Below are 14289 nucleotides of genomic sequence, written 5' to 3'. Positions count from 1 at the left end.
GTGGGCCCCTCGACCTCGGACGTCCTTGATCTGGATTCGCTCCTGAGCGATGACGAACTCGCCCTGCGGGAGAAGGTGCGGGACTACACAGTCCAGCGCATCAAGCCGAACATCGCGCGCTGGTTCGAAAAGGCCGAATTCCCGCGGGAGATTGTCCCGGAACTCGGTGAGCTCGGAGTTCTGGGCATGCACCTGGACGGCTACGGCTGCCCCGGCCGGACCGCCGTCGAATATGGCCTTGCCGCGATGGAACTGGAGGCAGGCGACTCCGGCATCCGCACGTTCGTCTCGGTACAGGGCTCGCTTGCAATGACGGCCATCCACACGTGGGGTTCCGAGGAACAGAAGGAGCGGTGGCTCCCCCGGATGGCAGCCGGCGAGCTGATCGGTTGCTTCGCGCTGACCGAGCCAAGCGCGGGTTCGGATCCTTCTTCCATGGCCACCTCTGCCCGGCGAACTGCTGACGGTTGGGTGTTGGACGGCGCCAAGCGCTGGATCGGGCTGGCTTCCATCGCTGACGTGATGGTGGTTTGGGCCCGTACCGAGGACGGCATCCGTGGATTCCTGGTACCGGCCGGCACCCCTGGCGTTTCCGCTGCACCGATCGAGCCGAAGCTCTCCCTGCGCGCTTCAATCCAATGCGATGTGAAGTTCGACGGCGTGAGGCTGGGTCCCGATGCCATCCTCCCGGGAGCCTCCGGACTGCGCGGCCCGTTCTCCTGCCTCAACGAGGCGCGGTACGGAATCGCCTGGGGAGCCATGGGCGCGGCCCGCGATTCGTATGAGGCCGCGCTCGAGTATGCCGGGACGCGCTTGCAATTTGGGCGCCCCTTGTCCGGGTACCAGCTCACGCAGGAGAAGCTCGTGAACATGCTCCTGGAAATCCAGAAGGGAACCCTGCTTGCCCTTCATCTGGGCAGGCTCAAGGACGCGGGTCGCCTTGAACCGCACCAGATCTCCGTGGGGAAGCTCAACAACGTCCGCGAAGCACTCGCCATAGCCCGTGAAGCACGCACCATCCTGGGCGGCAATGGTGTCACCCTGGACTATTCACCGCTCCGGCACGCGAACAACCTGGAGTCCGTCCGGACCTACGAGGGCACCGACGAAGTCCACACCCTGATCCTCGGCCAGCACATCACGGGCATCGGGGCCTTCCGCGGCTGATCCCCTGCGTTGTTGGGCCTGCTCGGCGCGCTTTCGAGTGGCCCCCATTGGGACTACTTGCCTGAATCCGGACCGGCTACCGGTTCCGGTTCCGGCAGGAGAACCAGCTCGAAAAATCCACGGAGACCCTGCGCGACGTCAATTTCATCGGGGGCCAAGAGCCACTGCGTCTGCAGTCCATCCCACAGCCCCACCAATGATGCTGCCGCCTGCGCTGGTTCTACCCCGGGCCGCAGCCTTCCTTCGCCCTGCAGTTCCGTGAACCGCCGGCTGTAACTCCTGCGCAGGCGGTCGAAGCGATCCATGAAGTACTCCCGGCCAGGATGCCCGTCCGTCAGGGACTCCGCGCACAGCACTGTGTACAGCTCAATGACCCCTGGAATGTCCTCGTTGTACTTCGCCGTCCGGAACACCACCTCGGCGAAGCCCTCCGCCATGTCCGCCGGGTTTGCTGTCTCCGTGATTTCGTCGCGCCGGGCAAGGACCGCCATGAGCAGATCGCTCTTTGAAGGGAAGTAGTGCAGCAGGCTGGTCTGGCTCATGCCGGCTTGGTCAGCAACTTCCTGCAAGGACCCTCCGCGGTAGCCCCTGGCCGCAAAAACCGCATGGGCGGCATCCAAAATCGTCCGCCTGCGGGCCTCCGACTTGGCATAGGGACCGCGTCGCCCCGAGCGGTTCCCTTCCTTTGTGGTCATGGCATGCCAGTGTACAGGCGGATATGCCGGCCATCGCCAATTTCGAGTAGTCACTCGACTTTTGTGTTACCGTGGTCACATTCGGCCGTCGGATGGGTGTCTCCTCCCTGCGCCCAACGGCCTCACTAACCGACACAAAGAGGTGAAGGCACATGACCGCTCTCACGCGAAGACAACTGCTTGGCGCCGGACTGGGTACTGCCGCCATGGGCTTCCTGGCAGGGTGCGCAACCCCCGGAACCCAGTCAGTCAATACCCTGGCCACCATCCCGGCCGCGGAAGGGCCCGTGCGGCTCACCTACTGGGCGTGGCTCAAGGATTTCCAGAAGGTGGCCGACATTTGGAACGCCAAAAACCCCGGCGTTCAGGTGGATGTGGTTTGGATTCCCGGCGGCAACTCAGGCGGGTACCAAAAGCTTTACTCAGCCCTGGCCGCCGGCGGTGGGCCGGACCTTGCCCAGGTGGAACTCCGATCGATTCCCGAGTTCCTCCTGGTGAACGGTCTGGTTGATGTGTCCCGGTATGGCGCCAACGATCACGCCCACCTCTATGACAAGACGCTGTGGAACCAGGTGAGCTACGCAGGAGGTGTCTACGGCATCCCCCAGGACTCCGGACCCATGGCCCTGTTCTACCAGCCGGCCATCCTCGGGTCCGTGGGCGGAAAGACACCTGCAACCTGGGACGAGTGGGCGGCACTGGGAAAGGAACTCCGATCCAAGGATGCCTACATCGACTGCTTCCCCATCAGCGACGCTTCGCCCTTTGCTTCGTACGCGTCCCAGGCAGGAGCCGTTTGGCTGCGTCCCGAGGAGAACGGTTGGGTCATCAACATGACCGACGACGCCACCCTGGACACCGCCCGCTTCTTTGACCGGGCCATTGACCAGGACATCGTCAACACCGCCTACGGAGCCTTCTCCCCTGCGTGGTTTGCCGCTGCGGCCAAGGGTGGCATTGCTTCAACCATCACAGGCAGTTGGGGCGATGCCCTTATTGAGGGAGTCAGCGGAGCTTCGGGCAAATGGAAGGTGGCCCCCATGCCCACATGGGGCGGCAGAGGTTTCGGTTCCACCTACCTCGGCGGTTCCTCGGCGGCCGTCCTTGCCAACAGCAAGCATCCCAAGGAAGCCCTTGACTTCGCCGTGTGGCTCACCACGTCCAAGGAAGGCATCGACGCGGAGATCAAGTACAGCGGCATCGGCTGGTCGCCCAATCCGGAGTTCATAGGCACCCCGCGGCAACAGGCCTCGGAGTTCTTCGGCGGACAGCGCTACAACGCGGAAGTCTTCGTACCCGCTACCCAGCAGCAGAACACCGAATGGTCCTGGTGGCCGGTCACCCAGCAGTCGTTCAACATCCTCAGCGACGGTTTCCGCAAGAAGGCCTCGGGCACCAGCCTGGTGGACTCCGTGGTGGCGTCAGAGCAGCAAATCATCAGCGTCTTCAAGAACAAGGGGCTCACCATCCGGAAGGAATCGGCATGACCACCACTACCCGTCCTTCGCCTGCAGCGCAGCGCCCGGGACCGTCGACGAACCGGAGCAAGCGCAACGGCGCCGCCACCCGCGCACCCTGGATCCTGCTGGCCCCCTTTCTGGCACTCTTTGCCCTGACTTTCGTGCTGCCCATCCTGGCCGCCGTCGGCTCCAGCTTCACCAAGGTCACGCGCAGCGGCCTGTTCGGTGAAGCAGGTGTCACCAGTGAGTTCGCCGGCTTCAGCAACTATGCCCTGGCCCTGGGTGACGGCAGTTTTGTGGCCTCGATCGGCCGGATGCTCCTTTTTGGCATTATCCAGGTGCCGGTGATGATCGTCCTCTGCACCATCCTGGCCCTGCTCCTCGAATCGGCTTCCGCCCGCTGGCCCGGCTTCTTCCGGGCCGCCTACTTCCTGCCCTACGGCGTTCCCGGAGTCATCGCCACCATTCTGTGGTCTTTCCTGTACGTGCCGGGGCTCAGTCCATTGTTCGATGCCGCCAAGATCGTCGGCATCACGCCCGACTTCCTCGGCGCCAACAGCGTCCTGTGGTCCATCGCCAACATCGTGACGTGGAGCTACACCGGCTACAACATGCTCATCATCGTGGCCCAGCTGAAAGCCATTCCCGGTGAACTGTACGAGGCCGCCAAAGTCGATGGCGCCTCAAGCTGGCGGGTCGCCTGGAGCATCCAGCTCCCCTTGATTCGCCCGGCACTGGTCCTGACCACCGTGTTCTCCATCATCGGCACCCTCCAGTTGTTCGCCGAGGCGCAGGTCCTCAAGACGGTTGCCCCGGCAATCGACAGCCAGTACACGCCCAACCTCAGCGCCTACACCACGGCGTTTGCCTACAACGACTACAACGTCGCGGCCGCGCAATCGGTCATCATCGCCGTCGCAGCCTTCGCCCTGTCCTTCGCCTTCCTCGCATTCACGAACAGGAAGTCATCATGACCGTAACAGCCACCAGCAAAACCAAAGCCTCCACAGCCGGTACCGCCGGGCCGGTCAAACGGCCGGCGACAGGCCCGGACCGCTCGGCAGGCCGCCGTCGTTCATCAACCATCATCGTCACGGCCATCCTGGTGGTGGTCGCACTTTACTTCCTCATCCCCGTGTATTGGGTTTTCGTAGCCTCCACCAAATCCACGGCGGACCTGTTCTCCACCAACGGGTTCTGGTTCGCTCCCACGTTCGCCCTCGGGGAGAATCTCGGCAAGGTCCTGAGCTACGACGGCGGCATCTTCGGCCGCTGGTTCCTGAACTCGGCCATCTACGCCGGTGCGGGCGCCCTGCTGGCAACCTACTTCGCGGCCGCCGGCGGGTACGCCCTGGCCAAGTACCAATTCCGCGGCAGGAACCTCGTGTTCGGAACCATTCTTGGCGGCGTCCTGGTGCCCGGCACGGCTACGGCCCTCCCGTTGTTCCTGCTGTTCAGCCAGATGGGGCTCGCCAACACGTATTGGAGCGTGCTGCTTCCGTCCCTGGTCTCTCCGTTCGGTCTTTTCCTGTGCCGGATCTACGCGGACGCCACGGTGGACACTGCCTTGATCGAAGCAGCGAGGATCGACGGTGCCGGGGAATTGCGGATCTTCCACACGATCGGCCTCAAAGTCCTCACTCCGGCCTTGGTCACCGTATTCCTGTTCCAACTGGTGGGTATCTGGAACAACTACTTCCTGCCGCTGGTCATGTTGTCCGATTCCGATCTCTACCCCATCACGCTCGGCCTGAACAACTGGCTCAGCCAGGTTGACCGTTTGCCCGAATTCTACGAACTCACTACCGGCGGGGTTTTGTTGTCCATCATCCCGCTCAGCATCGCGATGATCGTCCTGCAGCGCTTCTGGCGCGGCGGGCTGACAGAAGGAGCCGTCAAGTAATGACCGTGTCCCCAGAGATTGCCTACATCACCGATCCAGGCCCCGGATCAGGCAACCGTTTACCCGCACGTTCGTGGCTGCACACCAATGCGCCCACCCTGTCATTGAACGGACAGTGGCGATTCCGTCTCCTGCCCGGAGCGCCAGGAACACCCGGCGGGCACGGAGTCCTTCCCCACGGCGAGAGCACAGAAGGCGTTGCGGCCGAAGGCCTGGACGACTCAGGCTGGGACCAGATCCCGGTTCCCGCCCACTGGGTCCTGGAAGGAGACGGCCAGTACGGACGGCCCATCTACACGAATGTCCAGTTCCCGTTCCCCATCGATCCACCGTTCGTACCGGACGAAAATCCGACGGGAGATTACCGGAGGACCTTCGAGCTGCCCGCCGACTGGGCCTCGGCCGAACGGGTTGTGTTGCGCTTCGATGGTGTTGAATCCCGCTACAAGGTATGGGTTAACGGCGTGGAGATCGGCGTCGGCGCGGGCAGCCGGCTGGCCCAGGAGTTCGACGTCACGGATGCGTTGCGGACAGGGACCAACCTGATCGCGGTCCGCGTCCATCAATGGTCGGCGTCCAGTTACGTCGAGGACCAGGATCAGTGGTGGATGCCGGGGATTTTCCGCGATGTGACGCTGCATGCCCGGCCGCACGGAGGAATCGAGGACGTGTGGCTGCGCACGGGGTATTCGAGCACCGGCGGAGGAACCATCGAGCCGGAAATTACCGCATCCCCGGCCGCGTTCCCGATCCGTTTGACGGTACCTGAGTTGGATGTCGACGTCGTCTGGAACTCGCCTACCGACGTCGCCCCGGTGGCGATCGCCGCCGTCGAGCCCTGGTCCGCGGAACTGCCGCGGCTGTATTCGGCCACCGTAAGCAGCGAGGCCGAGACCATCACGCTTCGGCTGGGCTTCCGCACTGTGGAGATCCGAGGCGACCGCTTCCTGGTCAATGGCCGCCGGGTGGTCTTCAACGGAGTGAACCGGCACGAAACCCACCCGGACCGGGGCAGGGTCTTCGATGAGGCGTTCGCCCGCGAGGACCTGGCCATGATGAAGCGGTTCAACGTGAACGCCATCCGCACCAGCCACTACCCTCCCCATCCACGCCTGCTGGACCTCGCCGATGAGCTCGGCTTTTGGGTCATCCTGGAATGCGACCTGGAGACGCACGGCTTTGAAGCGCAGGGCTGGGTGGGGAATCCCAGCGACGATCCTGCCTGGCGTGCGGCCCTGCTGGACAGGATGGAGCGGACTGTTGAGCGGGACAAGAACCATCCCTCGATCGTCATGTGGTCCCTGGGCAACGAGTCGGGGACCGGTTCCAACCTGGCGGCCATGTCCGCGTGGACGCATGCCCGCGACGCCGGGCGGCCGGTCCACTACGAAGGCGACTACACCGGCGCCTACACGGACGTGTACTCAAGGATGTACTCCTCCGTGCCGGAGACCGCGTCAATTGGCCGCGATGATACGGGTGCGCTGCTGCTGGGCTGCTCCGCCGCTGAATCGGCGCGCCAACGCACCAAGCCGTTCATCTTGTGCGAATACGTGCACGCGATGGGCAACGGTCCCGGGGCGATCGACCAGTACCAGGAGCTCGTGGACCGCTACCCGCGCCTGCACGGTGGCTTTGTCTGGGAGTGGCGCGATCATGGCATCCGCACCACAGCCGCGGATGGTACGGAGTTCTTCGCCTATGGTGGCGATTTTGGCGAGGTGGTCCACGACGGCAACTTCGTGATGGACGGAATGGTCCTCTCCGACTCGACGCCAAGTCCCGGCCTGTTCGAGTACAAGCAGGTTGTGGCTCCCCTGCGCGTGGGCTTCTTGTCTGAACCGCACGACGGCGGGACGCACCAGGTCCTGACGCTCGCCAACCTGCGGCACTCGGCGGATGCATCCGACGTCGTGATTCGCTGGCGATGGGAAACAGACGGCCATGTGACCTCTTCGGGCGAACTCGAAGCCGTCAATGCAGCCGGTCAGCCGCTTGGTGCCGGCGAAACGGCGCGCTTTGACGTCCCTACGGTTGCGTCCGGGAGTGACGGAGAACAGTGGTTCACGGCCGAGGTTGTGCTGCGCAAGGACACCGAGTGGGCGGATGCCGGTCACGTGATCTCCGCTGCCCAGCTGCAACCAGTCCGGCCCCGAAACCGCAGGACCGGACCCCGCCCTATGCCTATCTCCAGCCCCACGGGCATTCCGGCCGGCACTCTCTCCCTGGGGCCGGCAACATTCCACGGCGGAAAGCTTGTTGAACTGGCCGGCCTCCCGGTAGCCGGGCCGCGCCTGGAACTGTGGCGGGCACCCACCGATAACGACGCCGGCGCGGGGCGTGGCAGTTACGACCCCGCCGATCCGTGGCTCAACAACGGCGACGGCGTCCCGGCTCCTTCACTCGCGGAGACGTGGCGCAAAGCTGGGTTGGACCGCTTGGTTGGCCGAGTTGAGGAAGTCGCGGCAGGCACGGACAGCATTCAAAAACGGACCCGGTACTCCGCTGCCAACAACCGCCAGTGGGTGTCCGTTGCCGAAGAATGGCAACTCTGCGAAGGCGAGCTCTGGCTGCGCCTGGAGATCGTGCCGGGCTCGGGCTGGGACATGGTGTGGCCCCGGGTGGGCGTTCGTCTCGACCTGCCGGCGTCCGTGGATCGCGTCTCCTGGTTCGGAAGCGGTCCACGGGAGTCGTATCCGGACAGCGTCCACTCAGCGCTCGTGGGGCGCTACTCCTCCGGCATCGATGAGCTGTCCGTCCGTTATTCCAAGCCGCAGGAGTCCGGCCACCGCTCCAGCGTCCGATCCCTGGAACTGCACAACGCCGGCTCTCCGTGGCTTGGGTTTGAGGCCCTGCCGGACTCCAGGGATCGCTTGCCGGGCTTCACCCTCACCCGGCACACGGCCCAGGAAATCTCGGGAGCAGCGCATCCCCACGAACTGCCATCCAGCAGCGGCAGCTACCTGTACTTGGACGCCGCCCAGCATGGTTTGGGGTCCCGGGCCTGCGGTCCGGACGTGTGGCCCGACTTCACGCTCCGGCCCGAAGCCCGGACGTTGACGTTCCGCGTGACCCGGCTGTAGACGAAGGTTGCCTGGCCCGCTCTGCGCGCTTTCGTACAAAGATAGCGCGCAGAGCAGGCCCAACAACGCGGCTACTGGACAGCTACAGGTTCTTTCCGGGCAGCGTCCTTGCGGATCGTCGCACTGATCACGGCAGCCACCGTGCACATCGCGGCTGCCCCCAGCCAGGCGTAGTTGTAGTGTCCGGTGGCATCGCGGATGTATCCGGCAAGCAGGGCGGCCGCGGCCGCACCAAGCTGGTGCGCGGCGAATACCCAGCCGAACACCACGGAGCCGTCGGCCCCGAACACCTGGCGGCAGATCGCGGCAGTCGGAGGCACGGTGGCCACCCAGTCCAGCCCGTACACCACCACGAAGATGATCATGCTTGGCTCAACGGACGAGCCCAGCAACAGCGGCAGCACCAGCAGTCCGATGCCCCGGAACTGGTAGTAGACAGCCAGCAAGATACGGGGGTTGAACCGGTCGGTCAGCCAACCGGAAGCGATGGTCCCCACAATGTCGAAGATTCCGACGACGGCCAGCAGGCCCGCGGCCGTGGTTTCGGGCATGCCGTGGTCGTGGGCCGAAGGAATGAAGTGCGTACCGATCAGACCGTTGGTGGTGGCCCCGCAGATCGCGAAGCCTGCAGCCAAAGCCCAGAAGGTACGGACCTTGCTGGCGCGCTTGAGGACCTGGAGCGCCCGGACTGCCGCGTTCGGTGAGTCCCCCTTAACCGCAGCGCTGTCCGCAGCGGCGGGGGCCGCCGTCGTGCTTTCCAAAGCGGGTTCCGCACCGTAGGGCAGGACGCCGACGTCGGAGGGCGAGTTCCGCAGCCACCGCAGCACCAGCGGAACTACGGCGAGCGCACCGGCGGCGATGAGCAGCGAGGCCCCGCGCCAGCCGGGATCCTGGGCCAGCATGGCGATGAAGGGAAGGAAGACCAACTGCCCGGCCGCACTGCCTGCAGTGAGGATGCCGATCACCAGTCCGCGGCTCTTGGCGAACCATGTGTTGGCGATGGTTGCGGCAAACACGAGGGCCATGGAACCGGTGCCCAGCCCGATGAGCAGACCCCACGTGAGGAGAATCTGCCACGACTGGTTGACGAACACCGTCAGTGCAGATCCCAAACCGATGAGGCACAGGGCAATCGCAGTGACCCTGCGGATGCCGAAGCGCTCCATCAAGGCCGCCGCAAACGGTGCCGTCAGGCCGAAGAGGACCAGGTTGATGCTGACTGCCAGGGACAACACCGTGGTGGACCAGCCGAATTCCTGCTGCAACGGAACCATGAGGACGCCCGGTGCGGCACGGAATCCCGCAGCCCCTACGAGGGCAAGGAACGCGACGGCAGCGACGATCCAGGCAGGGTGGAGCCGGCGCCGCTTGCGGGTGGGAACTTCGGTGGTCTCGGGCGCGGTCATGCGGGGATCTCCGTTTCGGCGTGTTCGTAGGCCGCGGGCGGCGCGACGGCGAGCGGCATGGGCTGTTCGCTGCGCTTGAGGCTGTGCCAGCTGGTGTTGGCGGCAGTCAGTGCCGCACCGCAGTGGGTGCACGTATCCGCCGACGAGGTTGGCTTGCCGCAGTCGGTGTGGATGACCCGCATATGCGAAACCTCGTTGGGCGCATCCAGGTGCTTCTCGGCCCAGATGATGATGGCGTTGAGGACCGGGAGCGAGTCCTCCCCCTTGGGCGTGAGGACGTACTCCTGCCTGGTCCGTGCGCCGTCCTTGTAGGGCCGCTGTGCCAGGAGTCCGGACTCCACCAGCCAGCCAAGCCGCTTGCTCAGCACATTGTCCGCCACTTCCAGGCGTTTTTTGATGGCGTCGTACCGGCCGTTCCCGAAAAAGACCTCGCGGAGGACGAGGCTTCCCCAGGGGTCACCGAGGACATCGAGGCCGCGGGCAAGGCTGCAGGTGCGTGCAGACCAGTCAGATCGCAAAGGCATACCCTGAAAGCTAGCTGACTTTTCTAAAGAAAGCTAGGTGGGGGTACCTTCGCGACCTTCTTTGCCGGGCCCGGAGTGGGAAAGCAACCTCATTCGATTGCTCAGCCGGCCAGCTGTCGCCAAAGTCAGTGGTGACGGCTCGGCTGGGCTACCGGGGCTCGACGACGGGTCCCGGCAACCCGTTCCTCAGCCCGGCCCGGGACGGGTGGTAGGCAAGTGCCCAGTACACCATCATCGCGATCCCACACACCACGCCCAGGCTGGACACCATGAGCTGCCACTGCGTCTGCGGATCCTTCCCCCATTCGGCGGCTCCCGCCCACACGGCCAGGTTCTTGGGGGTCATGTAGAAGGCAATAGTGGAGAAGGCCACAATGATCCAGCCCGCCGTCCGCATCCGGCCGTTGCGGGAAGGCACCCGGTGCATCGCGAAGGCCATGCTCGGCAGCGCAACGGCAACCCACACCCAGTGGTGGGACCACGAAACCGGGCTGACCAGCAGCATCAACACGGCAGTGGCTGAGACTGCCACGAAGTTCTCCTCGACGTCCACGGCCCACTTGATGATCAAGGCGGCAAGGGCTGCCAGCCCCAGGGACAGGACCAGCCATACCAGGCTGGTGGTTGAGGAATCAGGCATGCCGAAGTGGATCAGGAGGCCTTTGAGCGACAGGTTGTCCACGTAGCCAGGCCCACCGATACGTCCCGTATCCGGCAGGATCTGCGTCCAGAACGCCAAGGACGCCTGCGGCAAGACGGCCCAGGCAAAGGCGATCGATCCAAAGAACCCGGCGGCCATCCACCCCAGGGCCTTGAAGTCCTTGCGCACCAGGAAGTAGAGGCCAAACGCCAGGGGCGTGAGCTTCACACCTGCCGCCATGCCGATCAGCAATCCGGCAGGCCAACGGATCAAACCGGCCCGGGACTTACCGTGCAGGGCGAAGTCGGCGAGGATGACGCCCATCAACACAATGTTGATCTGGCCGAAGACGAACGTATCGCGCCACGGCCCCAGGAGCAGGATGGCCCCTGTCCCCAACAACGCGGTGGTCCGGAACCGGTAGTCGGCGAATGCCACCCGCCAGGAGGTCAGGCCGAAGAAGTAGTGGCGAGTCAGCCAGGCGGCCACCACGCCGGCCCCAAAAAGGGCTGCGAGGATGAAGACCAGGCTCCCACCGAAGAAACCCAGTGCGGCCAGTCCCGTGAACAGCAACGCAGCGAAGGGCGGGTAGGTAAACGGCAGGCCATCGCGGACGGCGTACAGGTCGCCGCCTTCAAGGACCCTTCCGCCACCGTAGTAGTAGACCTCGAAGTCGTTCAGCGCCGGCTCGTAGTCCGTGTACAGGAACCAGACCGCCACGGCCAAGGTCAGCGCGGCGGCCATGGTCAGGATCCAGCCGCGCTTGGCCGTGGAACGCGTCGCCGGTTGGGAAACCGCAGGTGAAGGAGATGCCACGGTCCTAGCCATTGCTGATCTTGGCGAAAGCCTGTTCAAGGTCGGCAATCAGGTCCTCTGATTCCTCGATCCCGCAGGAAAGGCGCAGGAGGTTCACGGGGACGGCCAGTTCGGTTCCCTTGACCGAGGCGTGGGTCATCTCGGACGGGTAGTTCATGAGGGACTCGATGCCGCCCAGGGATTCCGCGAGCGTGAACACGGACGTGGATTCGGCCACAGTGCGCGCCGCCGTTTCCCCACCCTTGAACTGGACGGAGACCATGCCGCCGAACTTCTTCATCTGCTTCGCGGCGAGATCATGGCCCGGGTGGTCCGGGAGGCCCGGGTAGAGCACGGCCTCCACCTCGGGGCGCGTCAGGAGCCACTCGGCAACTGCCTGGCCGTTTTCACTGTGCCGGTCCATCCGCACGCCGAGCGTCTTGAGGCCTCGGGTGGTCAGGAATGCGTCCATGGGCCCTGATACGGCACCCACTGCGAACTGGATGAAGCCGATCTTCTCCGCCAGCTCGGCGTCCTTGACCACGATCGCGCCACCCACCACGTCGGAGTGGCCACCAATGTATTTGGTAGTGGAGTGGACCACGACGTCGGCACCCAAGGCGAGCGGGGTCTGCAAGTAGGGAGAAGCGAAGGTGTTGTCCACCACCAGGAGGGCACCGGCGTCGTGCGCTACGGTGGCGAGCGCCGCGATGTCCGTGATCTTCATCATCGGGTTGGACGGCGTTTCCACCCAGACAATGCGGGTCTGGTTCGCCGCCACGGCGCGCGCAACGGCGTCGAGGTCGGACATGTCAACGGGAGTGTTGCCGATCCCCCAGTCGCCGAGGACCCGGTTGATGAGCCGGTAGGTTCCACCGTAGGCGTCGTTGCCGAGCACAATGTGGTCGCCCGGCCGTGCGATGGCACGGATCAGCGAATCTTCGGCAGCGAGCCCGGATCCGAAGGAAAAGGCGGCCGTGCCTCCTTCGAGTGCCGCGAGCTGCTCCTGCAAGGCGTCACGGGTGGGGTTGCCGCCGCGGCCATACTCGTAGCCGGAGCGCAGGCCCCCAATGCCGTCCTGGGCATACGTGGAGCTGAAGTGCAGCGGCGGCACCACGGCACCTGTACGGGGTTCGAAGTCCTGGCCGGCGTGGACGGCGCGCGTGTTGAAACCTGCGTTGGTGTTGGCAGACATGAAGGCTCCTCTTTCTGTGCTTCTGGCTCGGCGCTTAGTTGCTCAGGTACGCGAGCAGGTCGTGGCGGGTCAGGATCCCCACGGGGGCTCCGGCGAACGTGACCATGACGGTATCGACGTCGGACAGCAGCTCACGCGCGGCGGAAATGGTCTCCAGAGAGCCGATCACGGGCAGGCGCTCGCCCATGTGTTCGGCGATCTTGTCCGTGAGCTTCGCTTCGCCCTTGAACAGCTTGGAGGTGAGGCTCCGCTCATCCACGGCACCAACCACTTCGCCCATCACCACGGGCGGTTCCTGCGTTAGGACAGGGATATGGGAGACGCCGAACTCGTTCATGATGTTGATGACATCGCGGACGGACTCGTTGGGGTGGATATGGACCAGGTCCGGCAACTCTCCGGTCTTGGACTTCAGCACCTCGCCAACTGACGCTTCTTCGCCGCCGGAGAGGAACCCGTAGGAGCGCATCCACTGGTCGTTGAAGATCTTGGCCAGGTATCCGCGGCCGGAGTCCGGCAGGATCACCACCACCACGGCGGATTCGTCCAGGTCCTTGGCGGCCTGCAGGGCAGCTACCACGGCCATGCCGGACGAGCCGCCCACCAGCAGCCCTTCCTCGCGGGCCAGGCGCCGGGTCATGGCAAAGGAGTCAGCGTCGGAGACCGCAATGACATCGTCCGGGACGGACTGGTCGTAGTTGTCCGGCCACATGTCCTCCCCGACGCCCTCAACAAAATAGGGGCGTCCGGTCCCGCCTGAGTAGACCGAGCCCGCCGGGTCCGCGCCGATGACCTTGACCCGGCCGCCGTCGGACTCGGGGCGCTCCGCCGAAACCTCCTTGAGGAACCGGCCTGTGCCGGTAATGGTGCCGCCGGTTCCGGCCCCGATGACCACATGCGTGACGCGGCCATCCGTGTCCCGCCAGATCTCCGGCCCGGTGGACTCGAAGTGGCTGCCCGGCGCGGCGGGGTTGGAGAACTGGTCCGGCTTGAAGGCACCGGGAATCTCGCGGACCAGCCGGTCGGACACACCGTAGTAGCTATGCGGGCTGTCGGGAGCGACGGCGGTGGGCGTCACCACGACCTCGGCGCCATACGCCTGCAGGACGGCACGTTTGTCCTCGCCCACCTTGTCCGGCACCACGAATACGCATTTGTAGCCCTTTTGCTGGGCCACGAGGGCCAGCCCCACGCCCGTGTTGCCCGAGGTCGGTTCAACGATGGTTCCGCCCGGCTTGAGCAGGCCGTCCTTTTCAGCGTCCTCGATCATCTTCACGGCGATCCGGTCTTTGATGGATCCGCCGGGGTTGACGTACTCGAGTTTCACCAGGACTGTGGCTTTGATCCCGTCCGTGATGTGGTTGAGCTTGATGAGCGGTGTATTGCCGATGAGGTCCAACACGGACTGGGCGTACTTCATA

Annotated in this window: 11 protein-coding genes; 5 read left to right on the top strand and 6 right to left on the bottom strand. The window is 64.7% G+C overall.

What is annotated here, in order from left to right:
* Complete coding sequence (locus ACIPY3_RS00885; RefSeq protein ID WP_400328956.1) at nt 1-1167, top strand: acyl-CoA dehydrogenase family protein; 1167 nt, start codon at nt 1-3, stop codon at nt 1165-1167.
* Nucleotides 1168-1220: 53 nt separating this feature from the next.
* On the opposite strand, the gene ACIPY3_RS00880 is transcribed toward ACIPY3_RS00885, so the two are convergent.
* A complete protein-coding gene (locus ACIPY3_RS00880) occupies nt 1221-1862 on the bottom strand; it encodes a TetR/AcrR family transcriptional regulator (RefSeq protein ID WP_400328953.1) in 642 nt (213 codons plus the stop codon).
* Nucleotides 1863-2014: 152 nt separating this feature from the next.
* Here ACIPY3_RS00880 and ACIPY3_RS00875 point away from each other — a divergent pair, with 152 nt between their 5' ends.
* The 4 genes from ACIPY3_RS00875 to ACIPY3_RS00860 are packed head-to-tail and all read left to right on the top strand — an operon-like array spanning nt 2015 to nt 8308.
* Nucleotides 2015-3349 (top strand): ABC transporter substrate-binding protein, encoded by a 1335-nt coding sequence (locus ACIPY3_RS00875; RefSeq protein WP_400328950.1) that lies wholly within the window; start codon nt 2015-2017, stop codon nt 3347-3349.
* Nucleotides 3346-4296: a carbohydrate ABC transporter permease gene (locus ACIPY3_RS00870; RefSeq protein WP_400328947.1), complete on the top strand. Its 951-nt coding sequence runs from the start codon at nt 3346-3348 to the stop codon at nt 4294-4296. The genes ACIPY3_RS00875 and ACIPY3_RS00870 overlap by 4 nt, the downstream gene beginning before the upstream one ends.
* Nucleotides 4293-5225 (top strand): carbohydrate ABC transporter permease, encoded by a 933-nt coding sequence (locus ACIPY3_RS00865; protein WP_400328944.1) that lies wholly within the window; start codon nt 4293-4295, stop codon nt 5223-5225. The genes ACIPY3_RS00870 and ACIPY3_RS00865 overlap by 4 nt, the downstream gene beginning before the upstream one ends.
* On the top strand, nt 5225-8308 hold the full coding sequence (locus ACIPY3_RS00860) for a glycoside hydrolase family 2 TIM barrel-domain containing protein (protein ID WP_400328941.1): 3084 nt from the start codon (nt 5225-5227) through the stop codon (nt 8306-8308). Before ACIPY3_RS00865 ends, ACIPY3_RS00860 begins: the two co-directional genes overlap by 1 nt.
* A 71-nt stretch (nt 8309-8379) precedes the next feature.
* Here the strand turns inward: ACIPY3_RS00860 and ACIPY3_RS00855 are convergent, their stop codons facing one another.
* The 5 genes from ACIPY3_RS00855 to ACIPY3_RS00835 form a co-directional block, all read right to left on the bottom strand.
* Nucleotides 8380-9714, bottom strand: coding sequence for an MFS transporter (locus ACIPY3_RS00855; protein ID WP_400328938.1), 1335 nt, complete (start codon nt 9712-9714; stop codon nt 8380-8382).
* The gene (locus tag ACIPY3_RS00850; protein ID WP_400328935.1) at nt 9711-10238 is read right to left on the bottom strand and encodes a winged helix-turn-helix transcriptional regulator; all 528 of its coding nucleotides are present in this window, start codon (nt 10236-10238) and stop codon (nt 9711-9713) included. The genes ACIPY3_RS00855 and ACIPY3_RS00850 overlap by 4 nt, the downstream gene beginning before the upstream one ends.
* A 148-nt stretch (nt 10239-10386) precedes the next feature.
* Complete coding sequence (locus ACIPY3_RS00845) at nt 10387-11694, bottom strand: glycosyltransferase 87 family protein (RefSeq protein WP_400328932.1); 1308 nt, start codon at nt 11692-11694, stop codon at nt 10387-10389.
* Nucleotides 11695-11698: 4 nt separating this feature from the next.
* A complete protein-coding gene (locus ACIPY3_RS00840; protein WP_400328929.1) occupies nt 11699-12868 on the bottom strand; it encodes a cystathionine gamma-synthase in 1170 nt (389 codons plus the stop codon).
* Nucleotides 12869-12902: 34 nt separating this feature from the next.
* Nucleotides 12903-14288 (bottom strand): cystathionine beta-synthase, encoded by a 1386-nt coding sequence (locus tag ACIPY3_RS00835; RefSeq protein ID WP_400328927.1) that lies wholly within the window; start codon nt 14286-14288, stop codon nt 12903-12905.
* Nucleotide 14289 lies beyond the last annotated feature (1 nt).

This window comes from Paenarthrobacter sp. NPDC089714 (assembly GCF_044748905.1).
GTDB lineage: Bacteria > Actinomycetota > Actinomycetes > Actinomycetales > Micrococcaceae > Arthrobacter.
This window is presented reverse-complemented; position numbering and strand designations above follow the sequence as displayed.

Excerpts from the sequence above, each read along its gene's own strand:
- ACIPY3_RS00880 (WP_400328953.1), bottom strand. The coding sequence starts at position 1,862 with ATGACCACAAAGGAAGGGAACCGCTCGGGGCGACGCGGTCCCTATGCC.
- ACIPY3_RS00875 (WP_400328950.1), top strand. The coding sequence starts at position 2,015 with ATGACCGCTCTCACGCGAAGACAACTGCTTGGCGCCGGACTGGGTACT.
- ACIPY3_RS00870 (WP_400328947.1), top strand. The coding sequence starts at position 3,346 with ATGACCACCACTACCCGTCCTTCGCCTGCAGCGCAGCGCCCGGGACCG.
- ACIPY3_RS00865 (WP_400328944.1), top strand. The coding sequence starts at position 4,293 with ATGACCGTAACAGCCACCAGCAAAACCAAAGCCTCCACAGCCGGTACC.
- ACIPY3_RS00860 (WP_400328941.1), top strand. The coding sequence starts at position 5,225 with ATGACCGTGTCCCCAGAGATTGCCTACATCACCGATCCAGGCCCCGGA.
- ACIPY3_RS00855 (WP_400328938.1), bottom strand. The coding sequence starts at position 9,714 with ATGACCGCGCCCGAGACCACCGAAGTTCCCACCCGCAAGCGGCGCCGG.
- ACIPY3_RS00850 (WP_400328935.1), bottom strand. The coding sequence starts at position 10,238 with ATGCCTTTGCGATCTGACTGGTCTGCACGCACCTGCAGCCTTGCCCGC.
- ACIPY3_RS00840 (WP_400328929.1), bottom strand. The coding sequence starts at position 12,868 with ATGTCTGCCAACACCAACGCAGGTTTCAACACGCGCGCCGTCCACGCC.
- ACIPY3_RS00835 (WP_400328927.1), bottom strand. The coding sequence starts at position 14,288 with ATGAAGTACGCCCAGTCCGTGTTGGACCTCATCGGCAATACACCGCTC.